Genomic DNA, 15,324 nt, shown 5'->3' with positions numbered 1-15,324 from the left:
TTTAACGTGGGTTATTCTTGAACAGGCCATATGTTATGGCCTGAATATTTTTAAAACGGATAATATCGAACCTGTTCGCTCACTGAATAAACTCCGGCAACCTATAAAGCAAACGCCTGGCAGATGGCCAGCCTGCACCCATAAAAATATCCAGACTTTCTATCAAACAGGTACGTCGGTGTTCTTCTTCAAAAATGATTTTATAGTCGGCAAGAAACATCCCCATCATTTTTACCAACTGTTCCATTCCCATATGCTCGTTCTGGAAACCAAACCTTGTTCCGTGACGTAATGCATGGGCCATCAGATCAAAACATTTTGCAGGATCGACAGGAACAAGCGTTTCCAGCAGTTCCAGAAGGTAGTAAATAGTGTGTGGGGTGCTGCAATCACCAATGCGCCGCATGTGCAGTTCAGTTCCGTTTAGAAATCTCTTAAGTTCTTCGTCTGCTAATGGTTTCTTAGAATTATGTTTCCCTTTACAAACAAAGCGAAGTTGCAGACATGCTCCGTCTATAATTGCAAAACAGCATCTTACGTCTTCCATTTCAATCTCTGTCAGATCGGTGCGGGGTGAATACTCTTCCAGTTTTTTTCCGGCAGCATCAATAATGCTATAGGCTATATCTAACGCCCGTCGTCTGATTCCAATGTCCATCGGTGTACTATGTTCGGCAAAGCCAAGAACGAATCCATCCCTTAATGTAAATAAAATTTGTTTAAGTTCATGGCTATAAATCGTGGGATCGACAATCCAGCATTGAAGAATATCATATACTTCCCTGATTTCATGGACTCCCCAGAGAATTGCCAGATCGATGCTAACTATCTTGCGAATACGGTGCTGACGTTCAGGATCGTTACTAAAACGTCCCAGCAGTTTCTGGATAAGACAGAAAGAACGCGTCGGGTCGGTATATAGCAGACGTCTGATTCCATCCCCAACCATATGCTCTATTATGCCGATATTGATTTCCTGCTCCACGCGTTCATTCAGGTAATGCCATACGCTATCCGGAGCAATATCCCACAACCTTAACAGGCGTGTTGATGCCTGAAGACGAACTGCCGGGTGAGGGTCAATCAGCATCCTTTCGATATCAGGTTTCAATTGGTCATACAGATCGGGGCGTAAAGGAATTACATCCAGAAAAATCCGTGCAGCATCAATCCTCGGCGAAGGAGAGCCCCAGCTAACGCTGTTGGCAAAATTATCCTCGGTATCTTCATTGACAGTTGGAGATATTGCGCGAGAAATCATATGCAATAAGTCCAAAAAATGAGGGGTCAGTTCATCTACCTGGTTGTCATTGGCAGGTGGTAATAATTTCTGATCAACAGCCGCAGCGCAGGCCCGAACAATAACATCCTCTGCGGTTGTACGCACATAGGTATGAATATTTGCAGCATTGAGTTGTTCACGAAGCGGCTCGAGAATGCTAAAAACATCCTCTAGCGATAATTCAGATGAGAGTGTATTATTTGTCGTTAACCCTAGTGCAGTTTTCGCTGTTTTGACAGAACTGATATGCATAATATTGTCTGGTTCATTTCTATCCAGGCCTTCGATAAAATCATAAGGTATACCCGTACCAATGTTGACCGGAGAAAAATCGCAAAGCCTTTTATTGCCTGATATTTTATCATTCCCCAGCGTGTGTTTCAGAAAGTCCCGGGCGGCTTCAGTAGAAAGATTATCTGAGCCAATCGTGTTGAAAAGGCGATATAATAGTCGTTTCTTTGCTTCTTCTGGGTAAAGATAGTCAGAGAAATTATACTGGAATGCAGTATTCTCCAGCATTTTCCGTTCCTCTACTGGACGCTGGGCTATTCCTTTGCCGACTAAATCGATAGCATCTTTACGAGTATCTTCGCTCCGGATAAACGCTTCTTGTGCTGCAATGGGCCAGAGAAAGGCAACCAGACTATCATTACGTTCATTTGCCGCCAGGAAGAGCCTGGCCCAGAAGATTGCCAGTGAGGCTTTTTGACGAATAAGTTTTGCGAGAACTAACACGTCTGGTTCAGTTGCACTTTTCAAATGCTGAAATAGTTTCTTAACCAGTACTTCTCCGTCATGCGCGTGTTCGCCTGTAGGATTGTACGCCCAGATGTGGCTGTGATCGGCCTTAAGAGAGATATCATTCCCGGAAATGGATAAATGCATCACAGGGGAATCGACAGGATGGCGCCGGGCAACGTATCCATTTAAAGCGTTGACGACAGCATCAACAGCCTGCTCGGGATGTTGTTCGAGAAAATGGGAGAAAAACTCACTGAGTGAATAACGAGCCGATTCATAATCCTGCCGGGCATTTGATCTCAACGGCAGAATTCGGCTGTTCCCTAGCGTTGTTTCCCGTTCTTCGGTGATATCGTAGCGATAGACAAACTCGAATACTTTGGCAACAAACTCAGGCGCACGATCTGCGATTTTCTTGATGTTGTAACAGAGTACGGGAATTTCATCTGAACCAAAACACTGGAGACGTTTGACGGAAATAATTTGCTCCAGTAAACGGCAAGATGCATCAACATCGGTATTGATTGTATCTGCAACGAAATGTATAGCACTTCTGACAAAATAGCCCGGCTCACTCTGCTTAAGGCCATAAGAAAGCACGGCACGGCAGGCTGTACCCAGAATATTGCGTAGATCAGGATCAGTCACCTGCTTAGTAAGCGGATGCAGCAGAAATCGCAACGTCTCCGCAACTTTATTGATGTCAGGCGTTAAAGCAGAGAGCAGATATACCCACGGAAGCAGAGCCACTTCTTTTTCATCTTCAAACCGAATTGCTAGCGCGCCGCAGAGATGACTGAGCGTGGAAATAACGTTCCGATCGTCCATTGCCACACGTTTAGCGAGCCAGAGCAGGTCATTTTGTGCAACAGGATACTCAGCCGCAATTCGGCCTGTCGAACTACGGATAATGGGATCGCCATCGCTATCATTAACCAGATGACTTACCGCTTGCCAGAAACCGTGATGATCTTCGTTATAATCCCAGATTTCCTGGAGCACAAAACCCAGTGCGGGAGAAAGCAACAATCCCTGAGCCTGCTGTTTAGGGAAACGCAAGGTTCCCGCAATGAGTGCGTCAGGATTGAATGATATTTTTGCCGCAGCATAGTCAAAGAGCAGATGATGACGAAACTGTACCCAGCGATCGCTAGCCTCTCTGACGACAACGCCTTCACGAGAGAGTGTATCAATCATATCGGCATCTGCGCCTGTCAACAGAGATGGAGCCCTGAGTGAACGAGTGGTAATCATATGATCAACCAGAGCCTTAAGACACTGCCGGGCATTCAGCCCATGTTTCTCAACGCGATACTGCCAGTAGAGTTTTAATAATTCGCTCTGAGATGAAATACGACTCAGATTAATATCCGCATATTGCGAAACGAGGTCGGCCAGCAATCGTGTATTAAACGGTACTTTTGCTAAATCGCGAAACCTGTCAGAAAGCTGCTTAAGTGCTGCTGTCAGCGCCGAAGATTGTTCCAGTAACTGGCTGAATTCGTTATCTGACCAGCGTGGAATAACAATATGGCGAACCGAAGAAAACTGCGTATCGGCACGTTCCACCACTGGAGGATGACCCTTAAACAGATCGCGAAGCTTCATCCCCATACGCAAATCGAAACTGCGAATGGAAGCAATAACGCGCCATCGCCCCTTTTGATTCAGTACCTGTTCAATCAGCGGACGAAAAACGGCCTCACCTTTACCCCCACGGGTCGCATCCAGTGCATCAATAATCAGCCAGCCGTGAGACGTACCATCCCATGCTTCAAGCACTTCAGTTAGACAATGATCCAGCCGGAGTTCACGGCTCAGTCCTTCGAGTGACTCAACTGAATAGTGATCAACCGCCAGTTCAAGAACATCGTCCCCACGATTGCGCAGGCTACGTGCCAGAGCATTCAGTACTCCGCTTTTACCGGCTCCGGGTTCACCAATAATTAATAGCGAGCCGGACTGCACAGCCTGCTCAACCGCATCCTGGCATTCCCTGCGCAAAGTAAGCGGCTGACCGGAGGGATTATCGATGGTTTCATACTGATGCAAGACATTGGCAACGTGCTGAGAGTGGCGGATAAGTTGATGAATATCTGCCTGATATTGTGGCGGTGCGGCCAGTTTAATCCCTTTCCCCGCCAGCATGTTACGTAATAATAATGCATCACAGCCACCACGTCGGGACATTATCTCCCCACAGGTAGTGACAAGAATACTTAAGGCTGCTGCTGAGTCAGTTTCTCTGGCAAGGCTGCGGCTAAGTCGCATCTGAAGTGTTGATGCAATATTTTCAACATCAACAACGTGAACGACAATCAGACGGGCAAGTTCGGCTAACAGATCTGATGGCCGGGGCTCCGTGGTAATCCGGCCCCACGCGGTCAACACACAGCGTTCGAAAATATCAGACGCTGATTTCTGTTTCCTATTCATAGCTCCGCGGCCTTGCTGGGAAAGATGGCGTAACGCGGCGGAAAGCTCGGTCCTAACAGTCGCTGATGCTTTGATGCTTACGGCTAAAATCAGCCGATCTTTCTCCGGCGACAGAGGGCGGTTCCATTCCAGAGAACCATCACCATCCCGACAGGTTAGCCAGTGTTGGACGAACTGTTCAATTGTCCGGTAAAAAGGACTCTTTTCTTTGTCTGAAAGTGGGACCGTTGTTTTTGCCTGAATTGCAAGAAATCCGCCCACAGAAGTTGCCACAAGAATATCGTCAACTGGCGCTTCAGTTTCGAAACGCAGCCGAACAGGTGCTGCATCACCCAGTACTAATGAAGGATCCAACGGGTCATTACTCAGGAGCTGAGCGGCGAAAAACGCGCCTAATTGTTGTTGAAAGACAATACCGCTGCTGGTTGCCGCGCCACCACCGTTTGAGGGACCGCTCATATTTGTATTAGACAAGTTTCACCTTCATAGTATGAATTCCGTATTGGCGTTTATTTTACGGACAGGCGATTGGTAAAACAAAGAGTTAAAAAATACAGTACCCGAGTAAAACCGTCATTGCGACAATGGCATTTCAAGTGCAAGCTTTTGCCGACCACTAGCAAGAGCAGTATTTTTCTTCCGCATCTGCAAAATCAGGTGTCAGGATTGGTCTTCTGAATATTATACCTGCGACATAATGGCGTATCCGCGCTTCTTTATGCCATGCGTTCGGCTACATCTCTATAGTGAGCGGGGGCTACGCAAGGTGCGCTGGTGTAGGGGCGCGACTTCTAGAAAACCTTTTTCCTCGATAACTTTCAGCAATGCCGTGAAATGCTATATTTTCAGCATTGTGATGGGCAGATGAATGATTGCCGGAAACATACGATTTTTTCATACTGGCAAAGATGCGTTCAGCATAGTCAGCCCACCATTTTATGTTGGTTTTGTGCTATGCCATCGCTACGGCCTCAAAGCATTTTTCCAGTAACGTGGCGGCTTTTTCAGCCATGCGTTGTTGTGCGGGATTGATATTCTGCGCCAGTAGTTTACGAATATCATCGCGCTGTTGGCGGGCGTCGGAAAGAGGCACCTGCGGATAGGCGCTTAACGCAATACAGGATTCTTTTCGTTTGAAGCGATATCTGAGAGACCCGGGTGTAAACCGCTCGGATTGACAAGCAGATACATACCATGAGAATTAGTCAGTTTAAAGGGTTTATCAATAGGATTGATACTGCGAATTTTCGCGTCGGACAGGCACATATGGTGGTCACTCCATAATCGAACTGAAATGACCCCAAATCAGACTACCAATCTTGCCCGATGCGGAGGGGGAAATGAAAATGCATCGGGAAGACTTTTCACACTAACTTGCTGAATCTAAATCTTATAAAGATTCGTGAAGATGCATGAAAACATAAATTTGGCTCCTCTGACTGGACTCGAACCAGTGACATACGGATTAACAGTCCGCCGTTCTACCGACTGAACTACAGAGGAATCGTGTGAACGGGGCGCATAATATCGATAGCGCCTGGCGATGTCAAAGCCTGATTGCACTTTTTTTACTGACTGCTGAAGAAAGCAGCACTCTCTGGTACGGAAGAGGGTTTTTACCGCTGAGCGCCCAAAAGAGGCGGTTTGCGTAGCGCCTCGCAGGTTACGCATGTATCGACCTGCGGCTTGCAGTGACTTTCGTCAGAACGATCACGTTTGTTTCATTTGCTCGTTGTTTATGCCTTTTTTGAAATATACATTCCGCTGACACGCCTCGTCCACCAGCAAGGGATCTCCATGAAAAAAGTCAGAATAGGTTTGATTGGCACAGGCTATATCGGGCGCTGTCACGCGATCGCCTACGCTCAGGCCGCTACCGTATTCGCCTTAAAAGGCGAAATCGTGCGCGAAATGGTGGCGGAGATTAACCCAGAGGCGGCAAAAGCGCAGGCGACCGCGCTGGGGTTCAGTCGCTCAACGGGCGACTGGCGAGAGCTGGCGGCGGATCCGGCAATAGACGTAGTAGATATCTGTGCGCCCAACTTCCTGCATAAAGAGATGGCGCTGGAAGCGATCCGCCACGGCAAGCATGTCTATTCCGAGAAGCCGCTGGCGCTAAGCGTTGCGGATGCCGAAGAGATGACGCGAGCGGCCGCGCAGGCAGGCGTGAAAACGCTGGTGGGCTTTAATTATATGAAAAACCCCACCAGCCAGCTGGCGAAAGAGATCGTTGCCAGCGGCGAAATAGGCGAGGTAATACATTTTTACGGCACGCATAACGAAGACTACCTGGCCAGCCCGCAGACGCCGCTGGACTGGCACTGCCAGAAGGCGCTGGCCGGGTTAGGAGCGCTGGGTGATTTAGGCGCGCATATTGTTAACATGGCGCATTACCTTGTTGGCGAGATCCGCGAAGTTTCCGGCGATATGCAGACGGTGATCAAACAGCGTCCCGATGCGAAAGAACCTACAGTGCTGCGCGAGGTAGAAAATGAGGATCAGGCCAGCGCGCTGCTGCGCTTCGCCAATGGCGCGCACGGCGTGATAGAAACCTCCCGCATCGCCTGTGGCAGCAAAATGGGGCTAACCTATGTGGTCACCGGCACCAAAGGAACAATACGCTATACCCAGGAGAGAATGGCGGAGCTGGCGCTTTATCAGCACAACGACGCCGTTGGAAGGCAGGGATTTAAAACGATTCTCACTGGCCCGGCGCATCCTGACTACGCCGCCTTTTGTGTCTCCGCCGGACATGGCATCGGCTTTAACGATCAGAAAACGGTAGAGATCCGCGATCTGATCAATGGCATCGCGGCGGATGACCGCATGTGGCCGGACTTTGCCGAAGGGCTACGGGTATCAAAAGTGCTGGAAGCCATAGCCGTCTCCGCGCTGGAAAGACGCTGGATTAGCGTCAGGTAAGCGGGTTGGTATTAACACGCCGCCGTGAGCAGCTGAGGCTTTTCCATCAAGCGGTTGCCGCAGAAATGTGACAAGCATCACTTATCTGCCAGGCTTAAGGAAGGGTTATAACAAGGAAAAAAGCGATGAGTATCAGAGGCATTGAACATATTGGCATCACCGTTTCCGATCTGTCGGCGGCAGAACAATTTTTTATCGACGCGCTGGATGCCAGCGTGCTGTATCGCATCGTACCGCCTGACGATCCTGCACAAAAGGTAGAAGGCAAAGCAATGCAGCCGCTTAACGGCTTTCCGCCGGAAATGAACGTTACCGGGTTGGCCATGCTGCGGCTGCGCAACGGCTGTAACGTGGAGCTTTTTCAGACCAGCCCGGAAACAATCAACGATAAACAGGGCATCAGCCATGCGGGCGTCAACCATTTCTCTGTTTACGTAGATGACATTCAGCAGGCGGGCGAGAGAATGCGTAAACATGGCGCGGAGATGTTTGACGGCCCCAGCGACTGTTTTGCGCAGGAAGAGGGCAAGGGCAACCAGACCTGGTTTTGCCGCACGCCGTTTGGCGTATTAATTGAACTGATTACGCTGCCTTCGCCGCTGCACTATGACGCCGGGGCGACCGAAAAGCGCTGGATACCGGCAGGGTAAAACTTTTCGGACAGGCAAAATCGGGCGGTTTCCGACAGGCATTTATATTGTTGCCGTAGAATGCCTGTCGGAATATTTAGCAGTAAAGAGCGCGGCAGAAACCTATCTGCCGCCTCACTTTAAAAACCAGTAGCCTGCCAAAAGCACCAGCCGGTTCCTGTTCTTTATCACTGACGGAAACGGCGGCGTACCTGGTAAAACGCCTAGCGGAACGGCGGCTCGTTAAAAGTACGTAATTTACGGGAATGCAGCTTATCGCCTTCCGCGCGCAGCAAATCTATCGCGCAGATGCCGATCTGCAAATGCTCGGAGATAGCGCCCTCGTAAAAACGATTAGCCTGGCCGGGCAGCTTGATCTCGCCGTGGATAGGCTTATCGGAAACGCACAGCAGCGTGCCGTAAGGCACCCGGAAGCGGTAGCCCTGGGCGGCGATAGTGGCGCTTTCCATATCCACTGCCACGGCACGGCTAAGGTTAAAGCGCAGCGCGGAGGCGGAGTAACGCAGCTCCCAGTTACGATCGTCGGTGGTGACTACCGTGCCGGTACGCAGCCGCTGCTTAACCTCTTCGCCCGGCATGCCGCTGACCTGCTTTGTTGCGTCAAACAGCGCGCGCTGTACTTCGGCAATGCTTGGCACAGGGATATCCGGCGGCAGCACCGCGTCCAGCACGTGATCGTCGCGCAAATAGGCGTGAGCCAGCACATAGTCGCCGATAGTCTGGCTTTCACGCAGGCCGCCGCAGTGGCCGATCATCAGCCAGGCATGCGGGCGCAGCACTGCCAGATGGTCGCAAATGGTTTTCGCATTGGATGGGCCAACGCCAATATTGACCAGCGTAATGCCCTGGCCCTCTTTGGCGATTAAATGCCAGGCCGGCATCTGATGGTTTTTCCAGGCCAGGCCGGAGATACTGGCCTGCGGGTCAGGCGTCTCGGCGGTAATATAGATGCTGCCCGCGCAGGAAAGCGCTTCGTAAGGCGAATCGGGATCGGCGATCTGTTCGCAGCTCCAGCGCACGAACTCGTCCACGTAGCGGGTATAGTTAGTAAACAGCACCCAGGACTGAAAATGCTCAACCGGCGTGCCGGTGTAGTGGCGTAGCCTGGCGAGCGAGAAATCGGTGCGCAGCGCGTCAAAATGCGACAGCGGGAATTTCTCGCCCGGCTGATAAAGCCCGTCGGCATTTTCATCGCCTATTTGCGCCAGTTCGGTAGTAGGAAAGTGCTGCGCCAGTCCGGCGCTCATGCTGCGATCTAATCCCAGGTTGGAGCCGTCAATAACATAGGGGAAAGGGATCTCCTGCTGGGAGGGCCTGACCTCCAGCGTAACCGGATATTCGCTGCACAGCATGGAAAGCTGCTCGTAAAGATAATGGCGAAACAGCGCCGGATGGGTAATGGTAGTGGCATAGCTGCCGGGACGGGTAAAGCGGCCAAAAGCGCGCGACAGCTTATGGCCCGCGGCATCGCCCTGCCAGCTAACGCGCAGCTCGGGGTAAACAAAAAGACCGGCGGCGCGGCTGGCCGCGTCCGGCAGCGTGCCTTCGCTGATATAAGTGGTAATGGCCTGACGTAGCGCGTTGACCGCCGCCTCATACAATGAGTTCAGCTTGTCCAGCGCCTCGTCTACGGTTAATCCTGGTGGGGCAGAAAGCTGGGTCATGGTTTCTCCTCGGGCGGTTATTGTTTTCTTAACAGCATGTTAGCCGAATTTATGCCTGCGCGCTCAGGCGTCGTCTGAATTGATATCCGCGCGAAAGAATTTGCGCTACGCTGATGACCCGAACGTTAGTAATGGTAATGTTTATGGATAAGAGCAAGCACAGGGAAAAAACGACAGGTATTCTGGTTATCGCTGCCGGGCTGGGACAACGGTTTACCGAAGCGGGCGGCACCATAGATAAGCTACAGGCCGAATTTGCGGATGCCTCAGGCCAGCGGCGATCGGTGTTTGTGCATAGCTGTCTTGCAGCGCAGCGCAGCGGCCTGCCGGTGTGCGTAGTGACGCGGCCCGCCCAGCAGGCCATTCGCCTGTATTGTCGGCGTGAAGGTATTCCCACGATTCTGGTAGAAAATACCCGCATGGGCGAGTCGATCGCCGCCGGCGTCCGCCACACGGCTGAGTGGGACGGCTGGCTAATTCATCTGGCCGATATGCCTTTTATCTCTTCTGCCACGCTGAGGCTGGTGGCCAGTAAAGTCGTTGAGGACGGCATAGTTCGCCCTGTCTTCCGAGCCAGTCCCGGGCATCCGGTCGGCTTTGGCCGCTGTGCGTTCAAAGCGTTAAGCGCGCTAACCGATGAGCAGGGCGCGCGCAATCTGTTAACCCAGTTCCCTCTTTATACGATTGAGCTACAGGATGAAGCCATTCTGCGGGATATCGATCTGCCTTCACAGCTACCGACAGGAGAAGAGTATGCAGTCGCTAAACAGTCAGGTGATGAGTCAGGCGCTGAGCTGGATTAAACAGCAGCCTGTCTGGCTCTGCACGGTGATCAAAACATGGGGGTCTTCACCACGCGCGGTAGGATCGCTGCTGGTTGCTAACCAGCAAGGTGCCGTCTGCGGTTCACTGTCCGGCGGCTGCGTAGAAGAGGATTTTATTCAGCGTATCCGCGCGGGTGATTACAGTCAGCCTACGCAGATTATTCGCTACGGCGAGGGCGGATTAAAGCCGAACAGGGCGCTGCCCTGCGGCGGGTCGCTGGAGGTACTGGTTGAATACCTGCCGCCGACGGCCAGAAGCCTCAGCTATCTTCAGCGCCATGCCGGGCTGCTGGAAAAGCATGGCGCGCTGCAGAAAAAGTTCACGCTGCCCGCAGCCTGTAAATCGATGGTGGCCGCCCGTTTGTGTAGCCAGGCAAGCGCTGAGCAAGAGGGAAACCAGCTGACGCTAAAACTGGCTACCGCACCCGGCGTGCTGATCGCCGGGCTGTCTACAGCGGCGCTGTTTTGCAGCGATTTTGCCGTCGCGCTGGGGTTTAACACCCTGGTGTGCGAGCACCGTCCTGAAGTATTAAACGACTATTGCCGCAGCCTGAACGAGCAGGTGCAGCTTATCCGCCAGTTTCCGGCAAGATATATTGAAAGCCAGGGCTGCCAGCGTAACTGCGCGGTGATCTCGCTAACTCACGATCCTCGTATTGACGACTTAACGCTGATGGAAGCGATCCATACCGACTCCTTCTATATCGGCGTGATTGGTTCGCATCGCAGCAGCGACGAACGGCGCGAGCGGTTAAGAACTATCGCTGGCTTCACGGATGAGCAGTTAAGTCGCATTCATGCGCCGATCGGCATGGCTATCGGCAGTAAAACGCCAGCCGAAATTGCGCTGGCGGTAATGGCGGATGTGGTGCTGCATAAAAATCGCGGGCTGCAAACAGCGGCTACAGCAGCTTATCCTGAGTAATGGGCAAATCGCGGATACGCTTGCCGGTAGCGTGCCAGACCGCGTTTGAAATAGCGGCGGCTACGCCAACGATACCCAGTTCGCCGACCGCTTTGCCGCCCAGCACGGTCGCCAGATAGTCGGGTTGGCCAACGCCGATCGCTTTCAGTTCGGGAATGTCCGCGTTAACGGCGATCAGATAGTCGGCCAGATTGGCGTTACCTATACGCCCATCGCGATCGTCAATCAGCCCCTCTTCCAGCAGCGCCTGGCCGATGCCCATGATCATACCGCCAATCCACTGGCTCTCGGTGAGTTTGGGATTATAAATCCGCCCAGAGTCAAAGGCGCCGACCATTCTTTTGACCCGTACCGTACCAAAGTCTTCATCAACGGCAACTTCTACAAAGATCGCGCTCCAGCTATGGGCGGAAACGCCGCCATCGGTTGGCGGCAGCATCATCGAAGAGGTGCGATCCGCTTTATCACGATCTTCCTCGCTGGCGCTTTTATCGAAAGTATCCTGATGCGCGACCAGTTTATCGTGGCCGCTAAGCCGCAGCAGATCGGTAAAACTGATGCGTAAACCAGGGCTGCTTTTCAGCCAGAGAAAACCATCGGCCAGTGATACATCGGCAGGCTGCTGCTGCCATAGCGGCGATTTCTCTGTGGCAACGGCAAGCGTTATCAGCATATCGCGCAGCGCCAGCGCGGTTTTATGCACTGCGCCGGTCAGCAAATTCGCCAGCTGCGAACCGCCAGCAACCGGTGCGCGCGGCAATAGCGTATCGCCGAGCGAAACGGTAATGCTCTCCGGCGCGACCAGCAGTACATCTGCCGCCGTCTGCGCCAGAATAGTGTAGGTGCCTGTACCAATATCCACGCCGCTGCTTTGCACTTCAATATGGCCATCGGCGCTAAGCACAATTTGTGCCTCGCCCGGCGTACGGCGCACCGGATAGGTGCCGGAAGCCATTCCCCAGCCGATCAGCTGGCGGCCTTCCCGCAGGCTGCGCGGCGCCAGAGGACGTCTGTCCCAGCCAAAAGCTTCGGCTCCCTGCTGGTAAGCTTCGCGTAGCTGCCGTGAGCTCCAGGGAATATTGGCCTGGGGATCCTGTTCCGCGTAGTTTTTCAGCCGTAACGCCAGCGGATCCATTTTAAGAGCCCAGGCCAATTCGTCCATTGCCACCTCTAACGCAAAAGTGCTGGGGTTTTCGCCCGGCGCACGCATCCAGCTTGGGTTTACCGTGTTGAGATGGATCAGCTTGTGATGCGACAAAAAATTGGGAGAGGCGTACATTAGCGGCGTCACAGAATTGCAGGGCTCCTGATGCACATCGTGCAGCGCCGTTTCGTTCCAGCTATCGTGCACGATAGCCTGCAACATGCCATCGCTGCTTGCGCCGAGCGCCAGCTGTTGATGAGTGCGCGGCCTGCCGCCGAAAGCAGTAAAAGTTTGCGGCCGGGTCAGCGCCAGTTTTACCGGACGGTTAAGCTCGCGCGAAGCGACGCAGGCCAGGGCGCTGTGTGGCTGAATGCCGCCTTTGCAGCCGAAACCGCCGCCGACGTAGGGCGAGATCACACGCACCTTTTCACGGTCAATTGCCAACCATTCAGAAACTACCTGGCGCGCGCCGCCAACCCACTGACTCGGTTCCCACAAGGTAAGGCTGCCGTTTTGCCAGTGAGCAATACAGCCGTGCGGCTCGATTGGCGAGTTGTACTCTCTGGGCGTGGTATAAACGCCGCCAATCTGTACTTCTGCCTGCGCCAGTGCGGAAACAGCATCACCCCAGTCGATGGTTAGCGCATCCACGGTTTCCGGTTTCGCATCGGGATGATGCGGATGCACGATAGCGGGCTGCTGCTCATATTCCGTCTCGATGAGCGCGGCGGCTTCGGTAGCCTGCTCCAGCGTTTCGGCCACCACCAGCGCAATATGCTGACCGTTCCATAAAACCTTGTCACTCTGCAGCGGCAGAAAAGCCTGCGCCGCCGCGCCGCCTTCGCCAAAAGTTTTGGCCGGATGGATTGTCAGAGCGCTTTGATGATTGTAAACCGCCAGCACGCCGGGCGACTGCCGCGCGCGCTCAGTATGCATAGCGGTAATACGGCCATAGGCGATGGTAGACTGCACCACTACCGCATAAGCGATATTCTCCAGTGATTTTTCCACGGCATAGGTCGCCAGTCCCTGCACCTTTAACCTACCGTCAGCGCGATCCAGCGGACTGCCTAAAGCCTGTTGACGATGGGCCGGTTGCGTTTCGATAGTGCTCATGCCAGGCCTCCGACTGTCATCAAAGCCCTGGCGATCACGCGAGGCGCGAGAATAATTTTATGGCCGTTATGCTGGCGGGCTATGGCGCCCTCGGTGACTTTCTCCGCCGCCTTGCGCAGTATTTTCTCTTCCAGCGGCTGGCCTTTCAGCGCCTGCTCCACCTGATAAGCGCGCCAGGGTTTGGTCGCTACACCGCCCAGCGCCACGCGAACCTCTTTGATGGTCAGATTATCTTCTTCCATCTCCAGTCCTACGGCCGCGCTGGCGGCGGCGAACTCATAAGAGCTGCGGTCGCGTACTTTCAGATAGTGCGAACGGGCCAGCGCCGGGCTGCACGGCAGCGTAAGGCTGACAATCATCTCGCCGGGAGCAAGATGATGCTCCAGGTCGGGACGATCGTCGGGCAGGCGGAAAAAATCGACAACGGGCACGGAACGCTGTTCGCCAGCGCTGTTTTGCAAATTCAGTACCGCATCGAAAGCGGTCAGCGCCACGGCAAAATCGCCGGGATAAAGGGCAATACAGCTATCGCTGGTGCCCAACACGGCATGATTATGATTCAGGCCGTCCAGCGCAGCGCAGCCGGAACCAGGGTTACGTTTATTGCAGTTGGTCCAGGCCAGCGGATCGCGAAAATAGCTGCACCGCGTGCGCTGCAAAATATTGCCGCCCAGCGAAGCCATATTGCGTAATTGGGCGGAAGCGGCCAACGCCAGGCTCTCCGCCAGTGCGGGCGCGCAAGATTTTACCGTTTTGCTGTCGGCTGCCTGGCTCATTTTCACCAGGGTGCCGAGCGTCAGCTGATTATCGCTGAGCCTGATATCATGCAGATCCGGCAGATGGGTGATATCGACCAGGGTGGCGGGGCGTTCCACGCCGCATTTCATCAGATCCAGCTGTGTGGTGCCGCCAGCAAGGAAACGAGCTTCCGGCTGGCTACCCAGCACCGTAGCGTTATTGATATCTGTCGCGCGTTGATAGCTAAATTCTCTCATGACACAGCCTCCTGACTCAGGCTGGCCGCCGCATCCTTAACGGCCTTAACGATATTGGGGTAGGCACCGCAGCGACACAGATTGCCGCTCATATACTCGCGGATTTCGTCGTCCGAGCCAGTATGGCCTTCTTTGATACAGGCAACCGCCGACATGATCTGGCCGGAAGTGCAGTAGCCGCACTGAAAAGCGTCATGACGCATAAAGGCGGCCTGTACCGCGTGCAGAGTGCCATCGGCTTTAGCCAGGCCTTCAATAGTGGTGATCTCCCGACCCGCCGCCTGGGCCGCGAGCGTCAGGCAGCTCAGTACGCGTTCGCCATCAACATGTAAGGTACAGGCACCGCACTGACCCTGATCGCACCCTTTTTTGGAGCCGGTCAGGCCGATATGTTCCCGCAACGCATCCAGCAAGGTAGTCCGCGGATCGACCATCAGCTGACAGCTTTCACCGTTTACGGTGAGCTGTAGGGGATAAAGTTGTGTCATTGTCGTCTCCAGAGTGGGGAGGTCACTGACAGTGTGCGCAGCGCTTACGAAAAGGGTGTCGACACTGCCTCATTGCTCTGTATAAGGGGGACAGCGATCGCTCTTTTAGCCGAGCGTATCGGAAAGATAAGGATAGT

The 15,324-nt window shown here is 53.2% G+C and carries 9 protein-coding genes, 1 tRNA gene and 1 pseudogene; 4 read left to right on the top strand and 7 right to left on the bottom strand.

The window, feature by feature from the left end:
- Window positions 1-79 precede the first annotated feature (79 nt).
- The 3 genes and pseudogenes from ACETPC_RS04620 to ACETPC_RS04610 form a co-directional block, all read right to left on the bottom strand.
- Window positions 80-4,933 (bottom strand): ATP-binding protein, encoded by a 4,854-nt coding sequence (locus ACETPC_RS04620; RefSeq protein ID WP_380179076.1) that lies wholly within the window; start codon window positions 4,931-4,933, stop codon window positions 80-82.
- Between the two features lie 366 nt (window positions 4,934-5,299).
- Window positions 5,300-5,725: pseudogene (locus ACETPC_RS04615) on the bottom strand (Arm DNA-binding domain-containing protein); the annotation flags it as partial.
- A gap of 161 nt (window positions 5,726-5,886) precedes the next feature.
- Window positions 5,887-5,962, bottom strand: a tRNA-Asn gene (locus ACETPC_RS04610).
- A gap of 294 nt (window positions 5,963-6,256) precedes the next feature.
- On the opposite strand from ACETPC_RS04610, the gene ACETPC_RS04605 reads away from it, so the two are divergent.
- Window positions 6,257-7,381, top strand: a complete 1,125-nt coding sequence (locus ACETPC_RS04605) for a Gfo/Idh/MocA family protein (RefSeq protein ID WP_380179075.1) — start codon at window positions 6,257-6,259, stop codon at window positions 7,379-7,381.
- A gap of 125 nt (window positions 7,382-7,506) precedes the next feature.
- The gene (locus ACETPC_RS04600; protein ID WP_380179074.1) at window positions 7,507-8,031 is read left to right on the top strand and encodes a VOC family protein; all 525 of its coding nucleotides are present in this window, start codon (window positions 7,507-7,509) and stop codon (window positions 8,029-8,031) included.
- Window positions 8,032-8,234: 203 nt separating this feature from the next.
- Here the strand turns inward: ACETPC_RS04600 and ACETPC_RS04595 are convergent, their stop codons facing one another.
- Window positions 8,235-9,695: an AMP nucleosidase gene (locus ACETPC_RS04595; protein ID WP_380179073.1), complete on the bottom strand. Its 1,461-nt coding sequence runs from the start codon at window positions 9,693-9,695 to the stop codon at window positions 8,235-8,237.
- A 143-nt stretch (window positions 9,696-9,838) separates the two neighbouring features.
- On the opposite strand from ACETPC_RS04595, the gene ACETPC_RS04590 reads away from it, so the two are divergent.
- Window positions 9,839-10,498, top strand: a complete 660-nt coding sequence (locus ACETPC_RS04590; RefSeq protein WP_380179072.1) for an NTP transferase domain-containing protein — start codon at window positions 9,839-9,841, stop codon at window positions 10,496-10,498.
- Window positions 10,449-11,444 carry an XdhC family protein gene (locus ACETPC_RS04585; RefSeq protein WP_380179071.1) on the top strand — a complete coding sequence of 332 codons (996 nt, stop codon included), beginning with the start codon at window positions 10,449-10,451 and terminating at the stop codon, window positions 11,442-11,444. Before ACETPC_RS04590 ends, ACETPC_RS04585 begins: the two co-directional genes overlap by 50 nt.
- On the opposite strand, the gene ACETPC_RS04580 is transcribed toward ACETPC_RS04585, so the two are convergent.
- From ACETPC_RS04580 to ACETPC_RS04570, 3 genes are read right to left on the bottom strand one after another with little or no spacing between them, the layout of a single operon-like run.
- Window positions 11,422-13,704 (bottom strand): xanthine dehydrogenase family protein molybdopterin-binding subunit, encoded by a 2,283-nt coding sequence (locus ACETPC_RS04580; protein WP_380179070.1) that lies wholly within the window; start codon window positions 13,702-13,704, stop codon window positions 11,422-11,424. The two genes, ACETPC_RS04585 and ACETPC_RS04580, sit on opposite strands and share 23 nt — an antisense overlap.
- Window positions 13,701-14,699, bottom strand: coding sequence for an FAD binding domain-containing protein (locus ACETPC_RS04575; RefSeq protein ID WP_380179069.1), 999 nt, complete (start codon window positions 14,697-14,699; stop codon window positions 13,701-13,703). The genes ACETPC_RS04580 and ACETPC_RS04575 overlap by 4 nt, the downstream gene beginning before the upstream one ends.
- The gene (locus tag ACETPC_RS04570; RefSeq protein WP_380179068.1) at window positions 14,696-15,187 is read right to left on the bottom strand and encodes a (2Fe-2S)-binding protein; all 492 of its coding nucleotides are present in this window, start codon (window positions 15,185-15,187) and stop codon (window positions 14,696-14,698) included. Before ACETPC_RS04570 ends, ACETPC_RS04575 begins: the two co-directional genes overlap by 4 nt.
- Window positions 15,188-15,324: the final 137 nt, after the last annotated feature.

It is taken from the genome of Pantoea sp. sgz302252, from assembly GCF_042610525.1.
Classification (GTDB): Bacteria; Pseudomonadota; Gammaproteobacteria; order Enterobacterales; family Enterobacteriaceae; genus Erwinia.
Note: the sequence above shows the minus strand (reverse complement) of the source record. Positions and strands in the feature narration are given on the sequence as shown.